18 protein-coding genes are annotated in these 17,356 nt (G+C 69.7%); 9 read left to right on the forward strand and 9 right to left on the reverse strand.

Translation table 11 applies throughout. From position 1 onward, the window contains the following. Nucleotides 1–94: 94 nt before the first annotated feature. Nucleotides 95–682 (reverse strand): regulatory protein RecX, encoded by a 588-nt coding sequence (locus J2847_RS30410; protein ID WP_209782480.1) that lies wholly within the window; start codon nt 680–682, stop codon nt 95–97. 86 nt (nt 683–768) lie between these two features. Here J2847_RS30410 and J2847_RS30415 point away from each other — a divergent pair, with 86 nt between their 5' ends. The 5 genes from J2847_RS30415 to J2847_RS30435 all read left to right on the forward strand — a co-directional run bounded on the left by J2847_RS30415 (nt 769) and on the right by J2847_RS30435 (nt 5,745). Continuing rightward, nucleotides 769–1,572 carry an ABC transporter permease gene (locus tag J2847_RS30415; RefSeq protein ID WP_209782481.1) on the forward strand — a complete coding sequence of 268 codons (804 nt, stop codon included), beginning with the start codon at nt 769–771 and terminating at the stop codon, nt 1,570–1,572. Nucleotides 1,573–1,698: 126 nt separating this feature from the next. Further along, entirely contained in the window at nt 1,699–2,871 is a 1,173-nt protein-coding gene (locus J2847_RS30420) for an aspartate aminotransferase family protein (RefSeq protein WP_325169518.1), read from the forward strand. After that, the gene (gene argF / locus J2847_RS30425; RefSeq protein WP_209782482.1) at nt 2,868–3,797 is read left to right on the forward strand and encodes an ornithine carbamoyltransferase; all 930 of its coding nucleotides are present in this window, start codon (nt 2,868–2,870) and stop codon (nt 3,795–3,797) included. Before J2847_RS30420 ends, argF begins: the two co-directional genes overlap by 4 nt. A 166-nt stretch (nt 3,798–3,963) precedes the next feature. Beyond that, nucleotides 3,964–4,905: an Hsp33 family molecular chaperone gene (locus J2847_RS30430; protein WP_209782483.1), complete on the forward strand. Its 942-nt coding sequence runs from the start codon at nt 3,964–3,966 to the stop codon at nt 4,903–4,905. A 162-nt stretch (nt 4,906–5,067) separates the two neighbouring features. Beyond that, nucleotides 5,068–5,745 (forward strand): hypothetical protein, encoded by a 678-nt coding sequence (locus J2847_RS30435; protein WP_209782484.1) that lies wholly within the window; start codon nt 5,068–5,070, stop codon nt 5,743–5,745. A gap of 6 nt (nt 5,746–5,751) precedes the next feature. On the opposite strand, the gene J2847_RS30440 is transcribed toward J2847_RS30435, so the two are convergent. The 4 genes from J2847_RS30440 to J2847_RS30455 form a co-directional block, all read right to left on the reverse strand. Then, on the reverse strand, nt 5,752–6,462 hold the full coding sequence (locus J2847_RS30440) for an ABC transporter ATP-binding protein (protein ID WP_411800659.1): 711 nt from the start codon (nt 6,460–6,462) through the stop codon (nt 5,752–5,754). Then, nucleotides 6,462–7,223 carry an ABC transporter ATP-binding protein gene (locus J2847_RS30445; protein WP_209782485.1) on the reverse strand — a complete coding sequence of 254 codons (762 nt, stop codon included), beginning with the start codon at nt 7,221–7,223 and terminating at the stop codon, nt 6,462–6,464. Before J2847_RS30445 ends, J2847_RS30440 begins: the two co-directional genes overlap by 1 nt. Beyond that, on the reverse strand, nt 7,220–8,221 hold the full coding sequence (locus J2847_RS30450) for a branched-chain amino acid ABC transporter permease (RefSeq protein ID WP_209782486.1): 1,002 nt from the start codon (nt 8,219–8,221) through the stop codon (nt 7,220–7,222). Before J2847_RS30450 ends, J2847_RS30445 begins: the two co-directional genes overlap by 4 nt. A gap of 92 nt (nt 8,222–8,313) precedes the next feature. After that, nucleotides 8,314–8,700, reverse strand: coding sequence for a GxxExxY protein (locus tag J2847_RS30455; RefSeq protein WP_209782487.1), 387 nt, complete (start codon nt 8,698–8,700; stop codon nt 8,314–8,316). A gap of 113 nt (nt 8,701–8,813) precedes the next feature. Between J2847_RS30455 and queC the strand changes: the two genes are divergently transcribed. After that, complete coding sequence (gene queC / locus J2847_RS30460) at nt 8,814–9,554, forward strand: 7-cyano-7-deazaguanine synthase QueC (RefSeq protein ID WP_209782488.1); 741 nt, start codon at nt 8,814–8,816, stop codon at nt 9,552–9,554. Here queC and J2847_RS30465 read toward each other — a convergent pair. The 3 genes from J2847_RS30465 to J2847_RS30475 all read right to left on the reverse strand — a co-directional run bounded on the left by J2847_RS30465 (nt 9,494) and on the right by J2847_RS30475 (nt 12,398). Beyond that, a complete protein-coding gene (locus tag J2847_RS30465; protein ID WP_209782526.1) occupies nt 9,494–10,408 on the reverse strand; it encodes a branched-chain amino acid ABC transporter permease in 915 nt (304 codons plus the stop codon). The genes queC and J2847_RS30465 overlap by 61 nt on opposite strands. A 25-nt stretch (nt 10,409–10,433) precedes the next feature. Then, on the reverse strand, nt 10,434–11,600 hold the full coding sequence (locus J2847_RS30470; RefSeq protein ID WP_209782489.1) for an ABC transporter substrate-binding protein: 1,167 nt from the start codon (nt 11,598–11,600) through the stop codon (nt 10,434–10,436). A 90-nt stretch (nt 11,601–11,690) separates the two neighbouring features. Next, nucleotides 11,691–12,398 (reverse strand): elongation factor P hydroxylase, encoded by a 708-nt coding sequence (locus J2847_RS30475; protein ID WP_233474892.1) that lies wholly within the window; start codon nt 12,396–12,398, stop codon nt 11,691–11,693. A gap of 356 nt (nt 12,399–12,754) precedes the next feature. Between J2847_RS30475 and J2847_RS30480 the strand changes: the two genes are divergently transcribed. From J2847_RS30480 to J2847_RS30490, 3 genes are all read left to right on the forward strand, one after another. Further along, nucleotides 12,755–13,828: a glycosyltransferase family 2 protein gene (locus tag J2847_RS30480; RefSeq protein ID WP_209782490.1), complete on the forward strand. Its 1,074-nt coding sequence runs from the start codon at nt 12,755–12,757 to the stop codon at nt 13,826–13,828. Continuing rightward, nucleotides 13,825–15,513 carry a glycosyltransferase family 39 protein gene (locus tag J2847_RS30485; RefSeq protein ID WP_209782491.1) on the forward strand — a complete coding sequence of 563 codons (1,689 nt, stop codon included), beginning with the start codon at nt 13,825–13,827 and terminating at the stop codon, nt 15,511–15,513. Before J2847_RS30480 ends, J2847_RS30485 begins: the two co-directional genes overlap by 4 nt. 143 nt (nt 15,514–15,656) lie before the next feature. Further along, nucleotides 15,657–16,856 carry a serine hydrolase domain-containing protein gene (locus J2847_RS30490; protein ID WP_209782492.1) on the forward strand — a complete coding sequence of 400 codons (1,200 nt, stop codon included), beginning with the start codon at nt 15,657–15,659 and terminating at the stop codon, nt 16,854–16,856. 3 nt (nt 16,857–16,859) lie between these two features. Here the strand turns inward: J2847_RS30490 and J2847_RS30495 are convergent, their stop codons facing one another. Further along, on the reverse strand, nt 16,860–17,270 hold the full coding sequence (locus tag J2847_RS30495; protein ID WP_209782493.1) for a nuclear transport factor 2 family protein: 411 nt from the start codon (nt 17,268–17,270) through the stop codon (nt 16,860–16,862). Between the last annotated feature and the right edge of the window lie 86 nt (nt 17,271–17,356).

The following is a 17,356-nucleotide window of genomic DNA, read 5'->3' on the forward strand; positions in this document are numbered from 1 at the left end:
TTACTCCCACTCCCGGTGGAGCTTCAGTGAATCATGCTCGCTATAATTTGGGAATCCCATGCGGCCCGAGAGTCAGCTCAGGCGTGAGCCGGTATCACTCCTCCAGCAGAGCCTCCGGCGATTCGGCGTCCACAACCCGGCGGGCGATCTCATAGCCGAATCCGGCGCGGCCCAGCGCCGCCATGTCCTTCTCCCGGTGCGCGGCCCGCGCCTCCGGCAGCCGGTAGACCCCGAGTCGCCGCCGCCTGGCCAGAGCCAGCGCCGCCGTCAGGTCCAAGTCCGGTCCGACATCCTCGCGCAGAGTCTCCAATGCCTTGTCCGCCTCGTCGCGGCCGATCCCCTTGACCGCCAGCTTCTGGGCGATGGCGCGGGTCGAGGCGCCGCGCCGGTGCAGGCTCTCCGTGCGCATCCGCGCGTAGGTCTCGTCGTTCAGCAGGCCGCTGCGCACGTAGCGGGCCAGCAGCTCCTCGATCCAGCGGGCGCCTTCCTCCGGGTCGGTGCCGTGGGCCTGGGCGGAGCGCCGGACCTTGCGCAGCAGGACGCCGCGCAGGTTGGCGGTGGAGCTGGCGAAGCGCTCCAGGTAATGCAGCGCCGCGTTCTCCAGATACTGCGGGGTCACGCGCTTGACGGGTTTGGCCGCCGGCCGGGCATCGCGCGGGGAGGGCGGGGTGTCGCGTGTCATGGCTGTCCTCGTGGCGGCGGTGGTTGCCGGGTCGGTCGGTGGACCGTACAGTCCGTCGCCTTTCCCTTGTGTGAAATCGTGACGCGATGACCCATCCCCTTCCTCCCATGCCGCGCGCCATCGGGTCCGTCAACTGGATCGGCCTTTGGACGCTCTACGCCCGCGAGGTGCGTCGCTTCGTCAAGGTCCACCAGCAGACCGTCTGGGCGCCGGTGGTGACGACGATGCTATATTACGCGGTCTTCGCCCTGTCGCTGGGCTCGGCCGTGCGGATGATCGGGCCGACGCCCTACCTGGAGTTCCTGGCCCCCGGCCTGATGATGATGGCGATGGTGCAGAACGCCTTCGCCAACACATCCTCCTCCGTGGTGATCGCCAAGGTCCAGGGCAACATCGTCGACATCCTGATGCCGCCGCTGTCGCCGATGGAGCTGGTCAGCGGCTTCGTGCTGGGCGGTGTCACGCGCGGCGTGGTGGTCGGGCTGGTCACCGGGCTGACGATCTGGGCCTTCGTGCCGCTGCACATGCCGCACCCCGGCTTCGTCCTGTTCCACGCGGTGATGGCCTCGATGCTGCTGTCGCTGGTCGGGCTGATCGGCGGCGTCTGGTCGGAGAAGTTCGACAACATCGCCGCCGTCACCAACTTCGTGGTGACGCCGCTGTCCTTCCTGTCGGGCACCTTCTATTCGCTCGACACGCTGCCGACGGTCTTCTGGTGGATCGCCCATTTCGACCCGTTCTTCTACATGATCGACGGCTTCCGCTACGGCTTCATCGGCCACTCGGACGGGTCGCTGTGGCTGGGGGTCGCGGTGATGCTGGGGGTGAACGCCGGGCTGTGGTGGCTGGCGTGGCGCATGTTCAAGACCGGTTACAAGCTTAAGGCGTGAAACCACTGGAATCCGCGAGGATTCCGGCCGCAATCCGTTGACAGAACCTATCGATCTCCGGATATTTGCCGCTTCCCGGCGGACAGGGATGTCCGCCGGGCTTTTCCGTTTTGGGAGGCCCAAGCCGTGATCCCCGTCGTTATGCCCACATACGCCCGCGCCGATGTCGTCTTCGAGCGTGGCGAAGGTCCGTACCTCTACGCGACCGACGGGCGACGATTCCTCGACTTCGCCGCCGGCGTGGCGGTGAACGCCCTGGGGCACGCGCATCCTTACTTGATCAAGGCGCTGACCGAGCAGGCGAACAAGGTCTGGCACACCTCCAACCTGTTCCGCGTCGCCGGGCAGGAGAGCCTCGCCAAGCGTCTGACCGAGGTGACCTTCGCCGACACCGTGTTCTTCACGAACTCGGGCGCCGAGGCGTGGGAGTGCGGCGCCAAGACGATCCGCAAGTATCATTACGAGAACGGCAACCCGCAGAAGACCCGCATCATCACCTTCGAGCAGGCCTTCCACGGCCGCACGCTGGCGTCGATCTCCGCCGCCAAGCAGGAGAAGCTGGTGAAGGGCTTCGGCCCGCTGCTCGACGGCTTCGACCAGGTCGCCTTCGGCAATCTGAACGAGCTGCGCAACGCCATCACGCCCGAGACCGGCGGCATCTGCGTCGAGCCGATCCAGGGCGAGGGCGGCATCCGCACCGGCTCGGTCGAGTTCCTGCGCGGCCTGCGCGAGGTCTGCGACGAGTTCGGCCTGCTGCTGTTCTTCGACGAGATCCAGACCGGCGTCGGGCGCACCGGCAAGCTGTTCGCCCATGAATGGGCCGGCATCACGCCGGACGTCATGGCCATCGCCAAGGGCATCGGCGGCGGCTTCCCGCTCGGCGCCTGCCTCGCCACCGAGCGCGCGGCGTCCGGCATGACCGCCGGCACCCACGGCTCGACCTACGGCGGCAACCCGCTGGCGACCGCCGTCGGCAACGCCGTGCTCGATGTCGTGCTGGAACCGGGCTTCCTCGACGGCGTGCAGCGCATCGCGGACGTCCTCCAGGGCCGGCTGACGGATCTGATCGCCAGGCACCCGGCCTTCTTCCTGGAGCTGCGCGGCCAGGGCCTGCTGCTCGGGCTGAAGCTGGCCCAGCCGGTCGGCGACGTGGTGGCGAAGCTGCGCGCCAACGGAATGCTGTCGGTCCCCGCCGGCGACAACGTCGTGCGCCTGCTGCCGCCGCTGATCATCACCGAACAGCAGGTGGAGGAGGCCGTCGCCATCCTCGACCAGACCGCGCGGGAGTGGACGGCATGAGCAACGTCCGGCATTTCCTCGACGTCGACCGGCTCGATTCGCAGACGCTCCGCCGCATCCTCGACCGCGCCGTCGCCATCAAGGCCGCGTTCAGGAAGGACCGCAACGCCCACGCCGACCTGCTGGCCGGCCAGACGCTGGCGCTGATCTTCGAGAAGCCCTCGACCCGCACCCGTGTGTCGTTCGAGGTCGGCATGCGCCAGCTCGGCGGCAACGTCGTCGTGCTGAAGCCCGACGACATGCAGCTCGGCCGTGGCGAGACCATCGGCGACACCGCGCGCGTGCTGTCGCGCTTCGTCGACGCGGTGATGGTGCGGACGACCGGCGAGGAGCGGGTGCACGAGCTGGCCGCCCACGCCAGCATCCCGATCATCAACGGCCTGACCGACCAGACCCACCCCTGCCAGATCATGGCCGACGTGATGACCTTCGAGGAGCATCGCGGCCCGATCGGCGGGCGGGTGGTGGCCTGGACCGGCGACTGCAACAACGTGGCGGTGAGCTGGGCGCACGCCGCCGTGCGCTTCGACTTCGAGTTCCGTCTGGCCTGCCCGGCGCAGTACGGCGTCCCGCAGGCTTTGCTGGACTGGGCGAAGGCGGAGGGCACCGGCCGTCTGGTCGTCACCGACTCGCCGGAGGAGGCGGTGCGCGGCGCCGAATGCGTCATCACCGACGCCTGGGCCTCGATGCACAACACCGACGTGGACGAGCGCGCGGCGATCCTCACCCCCTATCAGGTGAACGAGGCGCTGATGGACCTTGCCCACCCCGACGCGCTGTTCATGCACTGCCTGCCCGCCCATCGCGGGGAGGAGGTGACGGACGGCGTGATCGACGGTCGCCATTCGGTGGTCTGGGACGAGGCGGAGAACCGCCTGCACGCCCAGAAGGCGATCCTGGCCTGGTGCATGGGCGCCAAGGCGTAACGACCGCTTTCTCTTCCGGCTTCATGACCCCTCTTCCCCTGTGGAAGAGGGGTTTTGCATGGGTGCCCTGCCCAACCCGACTCCACCCCACCTTGATTCGGCCCATGGCCGCGCCGATCTTGGTCCTTTCGCCCTTCGTTCCGGTCTTTTGCCAAGGAATCCGTTCATGGACGATCCTTCCGTCCGTCCTCTCGCCGACGATCTGGTGCTGCCCTTTCAGATCGAGGCGTCCCGGCTGCGCGGCCGCATGGTCAAGCTCGGCCCGGCCATCGACGAGATTCTGACGCGCCACGACTATCCCCCGACCATCGCCCGCTTCCTGGCGGAGACGGCGGCGCTCGCGGTCCTGCTCGCCAGCATGCTGAAGTACGAGGGGATCTTCACGCTCCAGACCAAGGGCGAGGGCGCCGTCAAGATGATGGTGGCCGACGTGACCTCGGTCGGCGACGTGCGCGCCTACGCCCAGTTCGACGCGGCGGAACTCGCCAAGGCCGAGCGGGACGTCGACATCGCCCCGGCGGCGGCCCTGCTCGGCAAGGGCTACATCGCCTTCACGGTCGACCAGGGCCCCGACACCGACCGCTACCAGGGAATCGTCGAGCTGTACGGCAAGACGCTGACCGACTGCGTCCAGCACTACTTCCGCCAGTCGGAGCAGATCGACACCGGCCTGTCGGTGGCGGTGGACCGGGCGACCAACCCGGACGGCACGCCGGGCGGCTGGCGGGCCGGCGGCATCATGGTGCAGCGCCTGCCGCAGGAGCAGAACGTCCTCGCCTCGGACAACGAGGACGATTGGCGCCGCGCCATGGCGCTGATGGCCAGCGTGACCGGCGACGAACTGCTCGACCGCGACCTGCCGGCGGCCGACCTGCTCTACCGCCTGTTCCATGAGGACGGCGTGCGCACCTATGCCGAGCATGGCCTGCGTTTCGGCTGCCGCTGCTCGCGCGAGCGGGTGGAGACGATGTTGCAGAGCCTGCCGCGCGAGGAGGTGCAGGAGTTGAAGATCGACGACGGCCGGGTCGAGGTGACCTGCCAGTTCTGCTCGACCGACTACCACTTCACCGACGCGGATCTCGACCGCGTGTACGGCGCCGGGGCGTAAGCTCCGGACGTCCGGCCGACGAAGGCCGCCGCCCCGATCTTCCTTTGGGCGGGCGGCCTTTTCGGCGTTCCACCTTTGCGCACCGCCCCTTCGGTGGCCGTTCGCGCGTCCTGTTTGTTGGACGTTCGACCGAACCAAGCACCGCCGGGGGATGCCGCCGCCATGAACACGCTGGATCGCCACGACGGTGCGCTGCGTTTTTCCTACGCGGCCGAAGACGGCCGCCGTGTTCACGGCCAGCACGACCCGGCCGAGGGGGTGCTGGCGCTGCGCGTCAGCGGCCCCGGCGGTCGGCTTCTTCATGAGGACAACCTGCCCTGCGACGACGCCGACCGGCTGCTGAGCGCGCTCGCCGCCTGGGGCGAGACTCCGGACGCCGTGCGCGATGCCCTGCCGAGCCTCGGCGGCAACGCCATCCTGCTCGACACCCTGCGGAGCGACGGAGCGCCGGTCGGCGCGGTGCGGGCGTCGGTGCGGCGGCACGGGCTGAAGGTGGGCGTCGTGTTTCTCGACCGCGCCGGCGGACGGGTCGCCGAACTGCGGGCGGGCAGCCTGGAGGCGCTGGAGCGCAAGGCCGGGCGGGCCCTGCGCCTGTCGCGGGCGACGCGGCGGGTGCTGGGCGGCTGGCTGTCGGGCGAGCCGCTGTGGCTTGGGGCGGTGTTGATCGGCGGGCCGTTCCTCGGGTCCCTGCTCGCCAGCGTCCAGGCCGGGCTGCCGCCGGAGCAACTGCTGCTGACCGCCTACGCCGGGGCGGTCGGGCTGGTCGCGGCGTTCGAGCTGCTGCGCGCGCAATACGCCGCCTGGGTGCAGGCGCCGTCTGAGGGGGTTCCACCGGGGTAGGGGCGTTCAGACGCCGAGGTAGCGCTCCTTCAGGCCGGGGTCGGCCAGCAGGGCCGCCGAGTCGCCGCTCCAGGCCAGACGGCCCTTCTCGATGACGTGGTGCCGGTCGGCGAGGCGGGCCAGCGCCGCCACCGTCTTGTCCACGACCAGGATCGCCTGCCCCTCCGCCTTCAACTGGGCGAGGCAGATCCAGATCTCGGCGCGCACCAGCGGGGCCAGGCCCTCGGTCGCCTCGTCGAGGATCAGCAGCTTCGGGTTGGTCATCAGGGCGCGGCCGATGGCGAGCATCTGCTGTTCGCCGCCCGACAGGTTGCGGGCGAGGTTGCCGGCGCGCTCGGCCAGACGCGGGAACAGGGCGTGGACGCGCTCGACCGTCCAGGGAGTGCGGCTGCCGTGCCGGTTGGCGGCGGTGGCGATCAGGTTCTCATGCACGGTCAGGGTGGGGAAGACCTGCCGGCCTTCCGGCACCAGCGCGATGCCGGCGCGCGCGATTCGGTGCGGCGGCTGGCCCGACAGTTCCATCCCCTCGAAACGCAGGCTGCCGCCGGTCGGGCGCATCAGGCCGAGGATCGAGCGGATCGTCGTCGTCTTGCCCATGCCGTTACGGCCCATCAGGGTGGCGACCTCGCCGGCCCCCACCGACAGGGACATGCCGAACAGGACCTGGCTCTGACCGTAGGCGGCGGTCAGCCCATCGATGTGCAGCAGGGGCTCCATCACACCGCCTCCCGCTCGTCGCCGAGATAGGCCTCGCGCACGGCCGCGTCGGCGCGGATCGCGGCGGGAGCGCCGGTCGCCAGCGCCGCCCCGCGCACCAGCACGGTGATGCGGTCTGCGAGCGCGAACACCGCGTCCATGTCGTGCTCGACCAGCAGGATGGTGACGCCGCCCTTCAGCTCGGCCAGCAGGCGCACCATGCGGGTGGACTCCTCGGGTCCCATGCCGGCCATCGGCTCGTCGAGCAGCAGCAGCTTCGGGCCGGTGGCGAGCGCCATCGCCAGCTCCAGCTGCCGCTTCTCGCCATGGGCCAGCGCCGAGGCCGGGGTGTTCGCGCGCGGGCCGAGCCCGACCCGCTCCAGCACAGCACGGGCCGGGTCGCTCAAGGCGGGATCGCGGGCGGCGTCGCGCCAGAAGCGGAAGCTGTGGCCGGCGTGGGCCTGCACCGCCAGCGCCACGTTGTCGAGCGCCGTGAAGCTGGGGAACACCGAGGTGATCTGGAAGCTGCGGGCGAGGCCGCGCTGGGCGCGCCGATGGACGGGCAGGGTGGTGACGTCGCGGCCGTCGAACAGGATGCGGCCCCCGTCGGGTTTCAGCTCGCCGGAGAGCTGGCCGATCAGGGTGGTCTTGCCGGCGCCGTTGGGGCCGATCAGGGCGTGGAGTTCGCCCTTGGCGACGCTCAGCGACAGGCGGTCGGTGGCGTTCAGGCCGCCGAAGCGCTTCACCAGTTCGCGGGCTTCCAGCAGGGGGGCGGCGGTCATGGAGCGCGGTTCCCGGCGATGACGCCCCACAGGCCCTTGCGGGCGAACAGCACCAGACCGAGAAGGATGGGGCCGAGCACGATCTTCCAATGCTCGCCGAGCCCGGCGTGGGCGAGGTTCATCAGCTCGGGGACGTATTCCTCCAGCAGCAGCAGGGCGGCGGCGCCCAGCACCGGGCCGACCAGCGTGCCGATGCCGCCGAGCACGACCATCACGATCAGGTCGCCGGATCGGCTCCAGTGCAGATATTGCGGGCCGACGAACAGCGTGGCGTTGGCGAGCAGGGCGCCCGCCAGACCGGCGAGCGCGCCGGCGATGACGAAGGCGGCCAGCTTGTAGCGGGTGACCGGATATCCCAGCGCCCGCATCCGCCGCTCGTTGTCCTTGGCGCCGCGGATGACGCGGCCGAAGCGGGAGTTCACCAGACGCCAGCCGAGCAGCAGCGCCGCCAGCAGCAGGCCGAGCGCCACGTAGTAGAAGGTGGCGTGGTCGGCGATGTCGGGGCCGCCGGGGAAGGTCGAGCGGCTCCACAGCGCCACCCCGTCGTCGCCGCCATACGCCTTCAGCCCGGTCATCAGGTAGAACAGCATCTGCGCGAAGGCGAGCGTGATCATGATGAAGGGCACGCCGGTCGTGCGCAGCGAGATCGCCCCGATGGGCAGCGCCGCCAGCGCCCCGGCCAGCATGGCGAGCGGCCAGACGATGAAGCCGTTGGTCGTGCCCGGCCAGCCGAACAGGGTGGAGCCCTCGGCCTGGTGGGCGAAGAGGATGCCGACGGCGTAACCGCCGATCCCGACGAAGGCGGCATGCCCGAAGCTGACCATCCCGCCGAAGCCGAGGATCAGGTCGAGGCTGACGGCGGCCAGCGCGAAGACGAGGATGCGGGCGCCGAGCCGCAGATAGAAGGGCTCGTCCATCCAGGCCGCGACGCTCGGCAGGGCGAGGGCGGCGATCAGCAGAACGGCCAGGGCGATGCGGGAGCGGGTCAGGGCGGGCATGTCGGCTTGGGGCGGGCAGCGGGAGGGCTATTTCTTGACACAGATGAACACAGATAAACACAGATGAACGGGGATGCGTGGTCGGTTTTCCGCTACAGCGCCACCCGTTTGAAGCCCAGTCGGGAAGAACCGAAATTCAGGACGAGTCCCTTCCGCAGGCCGCTGGCACGCAGATAATTCAACGTCTGGCCGACATGGGTGGGGATGATGGCGTCCACCGCTTTGATTTCGACGACGATGCTGTCGGCGACGATCATATCGGCAACATAGCGCCCGACATGGACACCCTTGTAATCGATCTTGAATTCGATCTCTTCGCGCACCGGAAGCCCACGGGATCGGAGTTCGTGCGTCAACGCCTTGCGATAGACCGCCTCCAGAAAGCCACGGCCCAGGATATTCGCGACCTCGAACGCGGCGCCGATGATCGCTTGTGTCAGCGGATCCTTGTCGGCGGGGCTTTCCGCATCCGTGTTCATCTGTGTCCATCTGTGTTCATCTGTGTCAAAACCCCTGCCCTCCGCAGATGGAACGTTCGGGACGGCAAGGGCAAGTATGCCGGCTCTCCAGGTTTGACGAAAGGACATGCGCGATGACGGCCAAGGATGCGGTGGTTCTGGTCAGTGGCGGGCTCGATTCGACGACGGTGCTCGCCATCGCCAAGCATGAGGGCTATCGGGTCAACGCGCTGAGCTTCCGCTACGGCCAGCGCCATTCGGTGGAACTCGACGCCGCCCGCCGGGTGGTCGCCGCCATGGGCGTCGAGCGGCACGTCGTCGCCGACATCGACCTGCGCGCCTTCGGCGGTTCGGCCCTGACCGACTCCATCGACGTGCCCAAGCACGAGACCGCCGCCGACCTCGGCGCCGGCATCCCCGTCACCTACGTGCCGGCGCGCAACACGGTGTTCCTGTCCTTCGCGCTGGCCTGGGCGGAGACGCTCGGCGCGCAGGACCTCTTCATCGGCGTCAACGCGCTGGATTATTCCGGCTATCCCGACTGCCGGCCCGAATACATCGCCGCCTTCGAGACTCTCGCCAACCTCGCCACCAAGGCCGGGGTGGAGGGCACCAGCCGCTTCAAGATCCACGCGCCGCTGATGACGCTCGACAAGGCGGCGATCGTCCGGCGCGGGCTGGAGCTGGGGGTCGATTACAGCCTGACCCACTCCTGCTACGATCCGGCGCCGGACGGGACCTCCTGCGGCACCTGCGACAGCTGCCTGCTGCGGCTGAAGGGCTTTTCCGAGGCCGGAATGACCGACCCGATCCGTTACGCCGCCGGAAACAATCCCTTGGGCCGGACGGCCAGCACCAGCGCCATCAACACGTAGATCGCCATCGACGCCGCCGCCGCCCCCGCCGCGTTGGCGCTGGCGGCGTCCATCACCAGCCGGAAGGTGGCGGGCAGCAGGGCGCGGCCCAGCGTGTCGACCACGCCCACCAGCAGCGCCCCGGCGAAGGCGCCGCGGATCGAGCCGATGCCGCCGATCACGATCACGACGAAGGTCAGGATCAGGATCTGCTCGCCCATGCCGACCTGCACCGCCAGCACCGGCCCGGCCATGGCGCCGGCCAACCCGGCCAGCCCGCAGCCGAGCGCGAAGACCAGCCCGAACAGCAGCCGCACGTCGACGCCCAGCGCCATCACCATCTCGCGGTTGGTGGCGCCGGCGCGGATCAGCATGCCGACCCGAGTCTTCGATATCAGCAGCCAAAGACCCAGCGCCACCGCCAGCCCGGTGCCGAGGATCGCCAGCCGGAAGGCCGGGTATGTCAGCCCCCACAGATCGACCGTGCCGGCCAGCGCCGCCGGCGGGTTCAGGAAGATCGGCACCGGGCCGAACAGGATGCGGATCAGCTCGTTGAAGAACAGGATCAGCCCGAAGGTCGCCAGCACCTGGTCGAGATGGTCGCGGCGGTAGAGCGTGCGCAGCGCCACCGCCTCCACCGCCAGCCCGAGCAGTGCTGTCAGCAGGACGGCGACCGCCAGCGCCGGCAGGAAGCCGCCGAGCACCGGCACCAGCGCCGCCGTCAGATAGGCGCCGACCATGTAGAAGGAGCCGTGGGCGAGGTTGATCAGATCCATGATGCCGAACACGAGCGTCAGCCCGGCCGCCATCAGGAACAGCATCACCCCCAGTTGCAGCCCGTTCAGCCCCTGTTCGGCGAGAAGCAGGAGATCCATCGACATGGGCATGACGGCGCCGTCCTCACTTCATCGCGCAGTCCTTGGCGTAGGAATCGGCGTGGTCGGTGAAGACGGTGCCGGCCAGCTTGTTGGTGATGGTGCCGTCGGCCCCCTTCACCACCTCGCGCAGATAGACGTTCTGGATCGGGAACTGGTTGTTGTTCAGCCGGAACGATCCGCGCAGGCCGTCGAACTTGGCGGCCTTCATCGCGGCGCGCAGCTTGTCCTTGTCCTTCAGGTCGCCGCCGACGCCCTTGACCGCCGCGTCGATCAGCAGCGCCGCGTCGTAGCCCTGGGCCGCGTACATCGAGGGGATGCGGTTGAACTTGGCCTTGAAGTCCTTGACGAAGCTGGCGTTGGCCGGGGTGTCGAGGTCGGGGCTCCACTGCGCCGAGTTCTTGGCGCCGAGCGCCGCCTCGCCGACCGCCGCCAGGATGTCCTGGTCGAAGGAGAAGCCGGGGCCGAACAGCGGCGTGGCGCCCTTCAGCCCGGCCTGCTCGAACTGCTTGATGAAGTTGATGCCCATGCCGCCGGGGTAGAAGGCGAAGACCGCGTCGGGGGCCGCCGCCTTCAACTGCGCCAGTTCGGCGGCGTAGTCGAGCTGGCCGACCTGGGTGTAGACCTCGCCCGCCACCGTGCCCTTGTAGTAGCGCTTGAAGCCGGCCAGCGAATCCTTGCCCGCCGGGTAGTTCGGCGCCAGCAGATAGACCTTCTTGAAACCGGCGTCCTGGACATGCTTGCCCATCGCCTCGTGGATCGTGTCGTTCTGGTAGGCGACGTTGAAGAAATACGGGTTGCACTGGCTGCCGGCGAGCTGCGACGGGCCGGCGTTGGGGCTGACGAACAGGGTCTTTCCAGCGGCCAGCGTCGGCATCATGGCGAGCGCGAGGTTGGACCAGACGATGCCGGTGACGACGTTGACCCGGTCGCGCTCGACCATGCGGTTGGCCAAGCCAACGGCGACGTCCGGCTTCTGCTGGTCGTCGGCCTCGACGATCTGCGTGTCCTGCCCGCCCAGCTTGCCGCCGAGATGCTCGGTCGCCAGCGCGAAGCCGTCGCGGATGTCGATGCCCAGCCCGGCGCCCGGCCCCGACAGGGTGGTGATCATGCCGACCTTCAGCGGGTCGGCGAGCACGGGCGAGGCGGCCAGCAGGGCGACAGAGGTCAGGGCGAGAAGCGAGCGGGTCATCGGCGGTCCAGCCTCCACGGGGGTCGTCAGGGGGAGGAGCGGCGGGACCCGCCGCCCCGGCGGTCGGAAAGGGCGGTCAGGAAAGGCGGGTCATGCGGCGCGGCGTCCGGTCTCGCGCCCGGTCTCCAGGCGGCGGGCCTCCGGCGAGCCGGACCGCCGCGCGTCGGCCCAGGGGCGCGCGGTGGTCGGGCGGCCGTCGGCATCGATCAGGCCGCGCGCGAACAGCTCCTCGGCGTGGCGGATGAAGAAGGCGGCGGTGCTCGGCCGCTCCCAATGCTCCATCCAGTTCTGCTCCAGGAAGGCCAGGATGCCGGGCTGGCCCAGCTCGACCTCCCACAGCACGCCGAGCAGCGAGGTCTGCTGCTCCTCGTGCATGCAGTCCTCGAAGCACAGGCGCTTGTCGGCGCGCGCCTCCTTGCGGGCGGTGGTCTCCGGGCCGGGGCCGAGGCCGTAGTCGATCAGCGTGCGCCGCTCCGGCGCCGCGCACAGCCAGTGCGTCACCTCGTGCACGATGACGGTCGCCTCGACGTCGGTGCGGATCACCTTGCCGTCCCACATGAAGGAGCGGCTCGGCGGTTCGTCCAGCGTGTCGATGCCGTGGGCGTGGGCCAGCCGCACCGCCTCGGCTCGATGCTCCGGCGTGTCGACGCCGCCGCCCGGCTCTCCGGCCGGACGGACCGGCCAGGTTCCGGCGATCCGCCGGAAGGCGGCCAGCGCCTGCGCGTGGCCGTCCAGATGGGCTTCGAAGGCGGCGATGGCCTTCGGCATGTCGTCGATGGCGATGGGGGTGAGGATCATGACGACTATGTGCGCGAAGGGCGGAACCGCACGCAAGCGGAATATGGGCGGTCCGGGCGTCGCTGCGGTTGCGAAAGGGCCCCCGGGGGGGCCGCATCCTGGTTCCCCCCGGCTTTCGCGGAGCGGAATAAAGGGCGATGCTGGATGTTGATCGCTGCGGAGCCGGATCGGGGCGGCGCCGGTGCCGGCCCCAAGGGGGGCGCCGGGCCGTTTTTTGTGCCGTTTCCGGTCACAAGAGAGGCGTTTTGAACATTCCCATGGATCATGATATACGCCGAAGGGCGAAGCGGCCGGCCGGGGCCGTCGCCGACGTCCCGCATTCCCGGCTTCCGACGCACGGACCCTGACGGCTGGCCATGTCCCTTTCCGACGCGCCCACCCCGGCCGCACCGGCCGCTCGCGGCGACGCCGCCCAACGGGTGAACCGGCCGCACCGCACCCGCCTCTCGGTGGTGATCCCCTTCTTCAACGAAGGCGCCAACATCGCCGCCCTGTTCGACCGCCTGACCCCGGCGCTGGACGGGTTGAACGTCGATTGGGAGGTGGTCTGCGTCAACGACGGCAGCCGCGACGACACGCTCGACCGGCTGCTCGACGCGCACGACCGCGACAGCCGGATCAAGGTGGTCGACCTGTCGCGCAACTTCGGCAAGGAGCTGGCGCTGTCGGCCGGGCTGGCGCGGACCACCGGCGACGCCGTGGTGCCGATGGACGCCGACCTCCAGCACCCGCCCGAACTGCTGCCCGCCTTCCTGGAGAAATGGCGCGAGGGCTACGACGTGGTCGTCGCCGTGCGCCACGCGCGGGTCGGGCAGAGCCTGAAGCACCGCCTGTTCGCCCGGATGTTCTACTGGATCTTCGACCATCTGTCGGAGATCAAGCTGCCGCGCGAGGTCGGCGACTTCCGCCTGATGGACCGCAAGGTGGTGGAGGTCATCAACCGGATGCCGGAGCGCACGCGCTTCATGAAGGGCATCTTCGCCTGGGTCGGCTTCCGCCAGGCCGCCATCCCCTACGAGCAGGGGGAGCGCGCCGGCGGCGACACCAAATGGGGCTTCCTGAAGCTGCTGCGCCTGTCGCTCGACGGGCTGACCGCCTTCTCCACCTTTCCGCTGCGGGTGTGGAGCCTGGTCGGCATGGCGCTGTCGGGCGTTGCCTTCGTCTACATCCTGATCCGTCTGGTGCGCACGCTGTTCCACGGCATCGACGTGCCCGGCTATGAATCGCTGCTGGTCGCGGTGCTGTTCCTGGGCGGCATCCAGCTCATCACGCTGGGGATCATCGGCGACTATCTGGGCCGCGTCTTCGCCGAGGTGAAGGGACGGCCGCTGTTCATCGTCCGCTCCGCCCACGGTTTCGAGGACGAGGATGATCGGGACGATCATCCGGGCGGCTTCAACAGGGATTTTGGCGGGAACCGGCGGCGATGAACCACCAGTCGAAGCGCTCCCCGACGGCGGGCGTCGCCATGGCGAGCCCGGCGGAGCCGCGGCCGCGCCGCGAGGGCGCGCTGTGGGACGACCTGACCCGCGCGCTGCTGCTGGGCCTGCTGATCCTGGCATCGCTGACCTTCCTCAGCTACGGCATCAGCACCGACGAGGAGGTCCAGCACATCTACGGCAAGAAGCTGCTCTCCTACTACATGAGCGGCTTCCAGGACCGGTCGGCCTTCCATTTCAAGGACCTCTACCTCTACGGCGGGCTGTTCGACCTGGTGACGGCGGTGCTCGTCCCGATCTCCCCCTTCGAGGAGTACGAGACGCGGCATCTGCTCTGCGCGCTGGTCGGCGTGCTCGGCATCGCCGGGACGTGGCGCTACACCCGGCTGCTGGCCGGCCCGCGCGCCGGCTTCGTCGCGGCGGCGCTGCTGGCGCTGAGCGGCGTCTATTACGGCGCGATGTTCAACAACACCAAGGATGTGCCCTTCGCCGCCGGCATGGTGTGGACGCTCTATTTCGCCACCCGCATCCTCAACCAGCTTCCCAGGCCGAGCCTGAGCGCGGTGCTGAAGTTCGGGCTGGTGCTCGGGCTGACCCTGTCGATCCGCATCGGCGGGGTGCTGGCCGGCTTCTACCTCGCGGTCGCGATGCTGCTGCATTTCGCGCTGGTCGCCCGCCACGAGGGGCTGCGCTGGGTGCTGAACGACGCCAGGCTCGCCTTCGTCAAGCTGTTGCCGGCGATCCCCGTCGCCTACGCCATCATGGCCTTCTTCTGGCCCTGGGCGGTGCAGAAGCCGCTCAACCCGCTGGAGGCGCTGCGCGTCGTCTCGCATTTCCCGATCGACATCCAGACCCTGTTCATGGGCCAGATGGTCCATTCGAACGACCCGCCCGCCCTGTATCTGCCGGTCTATCTGGCGGTGAAGGTGCCGGAGGCGGTGCTGGTCGGCGTCGCCGCCGCGATCGTCATGGCGGCGGTCTGGCTGGCGCGCGGCGGCCTGCGGCGGACGGGGGCCTTCACGGCGGTGCGCTACACGCCGCTGGTGCTGGCCGGCTTCCTGCCGATCCTGCTGTTCATCCTGATGCGGCCGTCGGTCTACAACGGCATCCGCCATTTCCTGTTCCTGGTGCCGCCGATGGTGGTGATGGCGGCCATCGCCGCCGACCGGCTGTGGACGCTGGCGGAGCGCGGCGGCCGGGCGCTGGGGCAGGGCTTCGCGTCGGCCCTGACGGTGGTGGCTGTGGTGTACGCGTGGCAGCTCGGCACGATGCACCCCAACCAGTACGTCTACTACAACCAGCTCGTTGGCGGCGTGCGCGGCGCCGACGGGCAGTACGAACTGGACTATTGGGGCAACTCCCTGCACGAGGCGCTCCAGGAACTCATCGAGTATGTCGAGCGCGAGAACGACGGCCACCCGCCGCCGCGCCAATACACGCTGACCGTCTGCGGCAACACGCTGGCGGTGCGCTTCGAGCTGCCGCCCTGGCTGCGGCTGGTCAACGGCATCGAGCCGGACTGGCGCAAGGCCGACTTCTTCCTGGCCTTCACCCAGGCCAAGCGCTGCCCGTCTCTGCTCGACGGCCATCCGATCTTCGAGATCGCCGCCGACGACGTGCCGCTGTCGATCGTCAAGGACCGCCGCCCGCCCCCGGCGGAGATTCCGACGGAATAGCCACCCCTACGGTGTCCGCGCGCGGCATCGGGCTACCCCGGCGCGCCGCGGCGGCGCCTTAGCCTGATCCCCGTACGCGGGGATACCGGGACCGCCGCCGCCTTCCCACTCTCCGAACTCGGTCTTCCGGGACGGAGGCGGGGATGCGGCGGTTGTGGATCGGGATCCCGTGGGTTCTGGCGCTGTGGAGCATTCCGCTGGCGCCGACCGAGGCGGTCGGCTACGACACGCTGCGCGAGACGGTGACCCGTCTGGTCGACGACCGGCTGGCGCTGGCCGGTCCGGGCAGTCTGGTGGTCGGGGTGATCCATGACGGCCGCAGCCTCGTCGTCGGACGCGGCGACAGCGGCCGGCCGGACGGCGGCCCGCCGGACGGGCGCACCGTCTTCCAGATCGCCTCGCTGACCAAGCCCTTCACCGGCACCATCATGGCCGAGCTGATGCGCAGCGGCCGCCTCGACGCCTCCGATCCGCTGGAACGCCACCTGACGCGGGTGCCGCATGTTCCCGATTACGAGGGACGGCCGATCCGCCTGCGCGATCTGGCGACCCACACCGCAGGCCTGCCCAACGTGCCGGAGACGCCCCGCTTCTCCTGGAGCCGGCTGGACGATCCGCGCAACCCCTACAAGCCGCTGACCCGCGACGAGGTGGCGACCTGGCTGTCCGGCTACAGCCTTCCGGTGCCACCGGGCAGCCGCTTCCGCTACTCCAACGTCGGCATGGCGGTGCTGGGGGAGGCGCTGACGGCGGCGTCCGGCGTGTCCTATGAAACGCTGCTGAAGCGGGTGGTGACGGATCGTTTCGGGATGAGGGACACCTCGCTTCGCCTGACCGCCGAGCAGCGCGCCCGCAAGGCGGTCGGCCACGCGCGCGGGCGGGCGGTTCCCGACTGGGAGGCGCCGGCGATGCAATCCTCCTTCGGGCTCTATTCGACGGCCGACGATCTGCTGCGCTGGCTGCACGCCAACCTCGGCGATTGCCCGAACGTGGGGGAAACCAATACAGGAAAGGGTGGTTGCGAAGCCGGAACGGCGGCGACGCTGGCGCTCGCCCAGTCGGTGCAGGTGGACGGCCGCCGTCTGGCCGATCCGGGCGCGCTGGGGGCGGGGGCGATGGCGCTGGGCTGGTTCGTCGCCTGGGCCGCCGACGGCACGCCGATCCTCTGGCACTCGGGATCGACCGGCGGCTTCAACGCCTACATCGCCTTCTCGCGGGCCCATCGCTGGGCGGTCGTGGCGCTGACCAACAGCGATCCCGACCGCGTCACCGCCGACAGCGTCGTCGCCGACATCGTCCGCCGTTTCGAGGCGCGGCCGGAGGTCGCGGCGGTGGTCCAGTGAGGATCAGTGCAGGCGGCGCGGCGGCGGGGCGGGGCGCTCGACGTCGGCGCGGGTCTGGGCGATGGGGCCGGACTGGTGATGGGCGAGGCGCCAGACGCCATCCTCGCGCGCGAACAGGTTGGTCGCCGCCAGCACGGCGCCGCCCAGCATCTCCTCGCACACCACCAGCGCCGTGTCGCCGTGCAGCGTCACCCGCTCGTTGCGGGCATGGACCGTGACGCCGCTGGGCGCCCGCAGCACGTCGCGCCAGCTCGCCAGCACGGCGTCGCGGCCGAACAGGGCGGTCCAGCCGGGGTGGATGCAGGAGACCGGCAGCCGCTCCGCCCACAGCGCCTCCATGGCGGGCATGTCGTGGTTGGAGAAGGCGCGGTAGAAGGCTTGGTTCAAGGCCAGCAGGGTGTCGCGGTCGGTCATGACGTGTCTCGTGGAGCGGGTGGCCCTTCGCGCGCCCGCCGGAGCGTCGCCTTCCGCTTTTAGACAAGACCGCCGGTCGCCGCAAG

The organism is Azospirillum agricola (genome assembly GCF_017876095.1).
GTDB classification, from domain to species: Bacteria; Pseudomonadota; Alphaproteobacteria; order Azospirillales; family Azospirillaceae; genus Azospirillum; species Azospirillum agricola.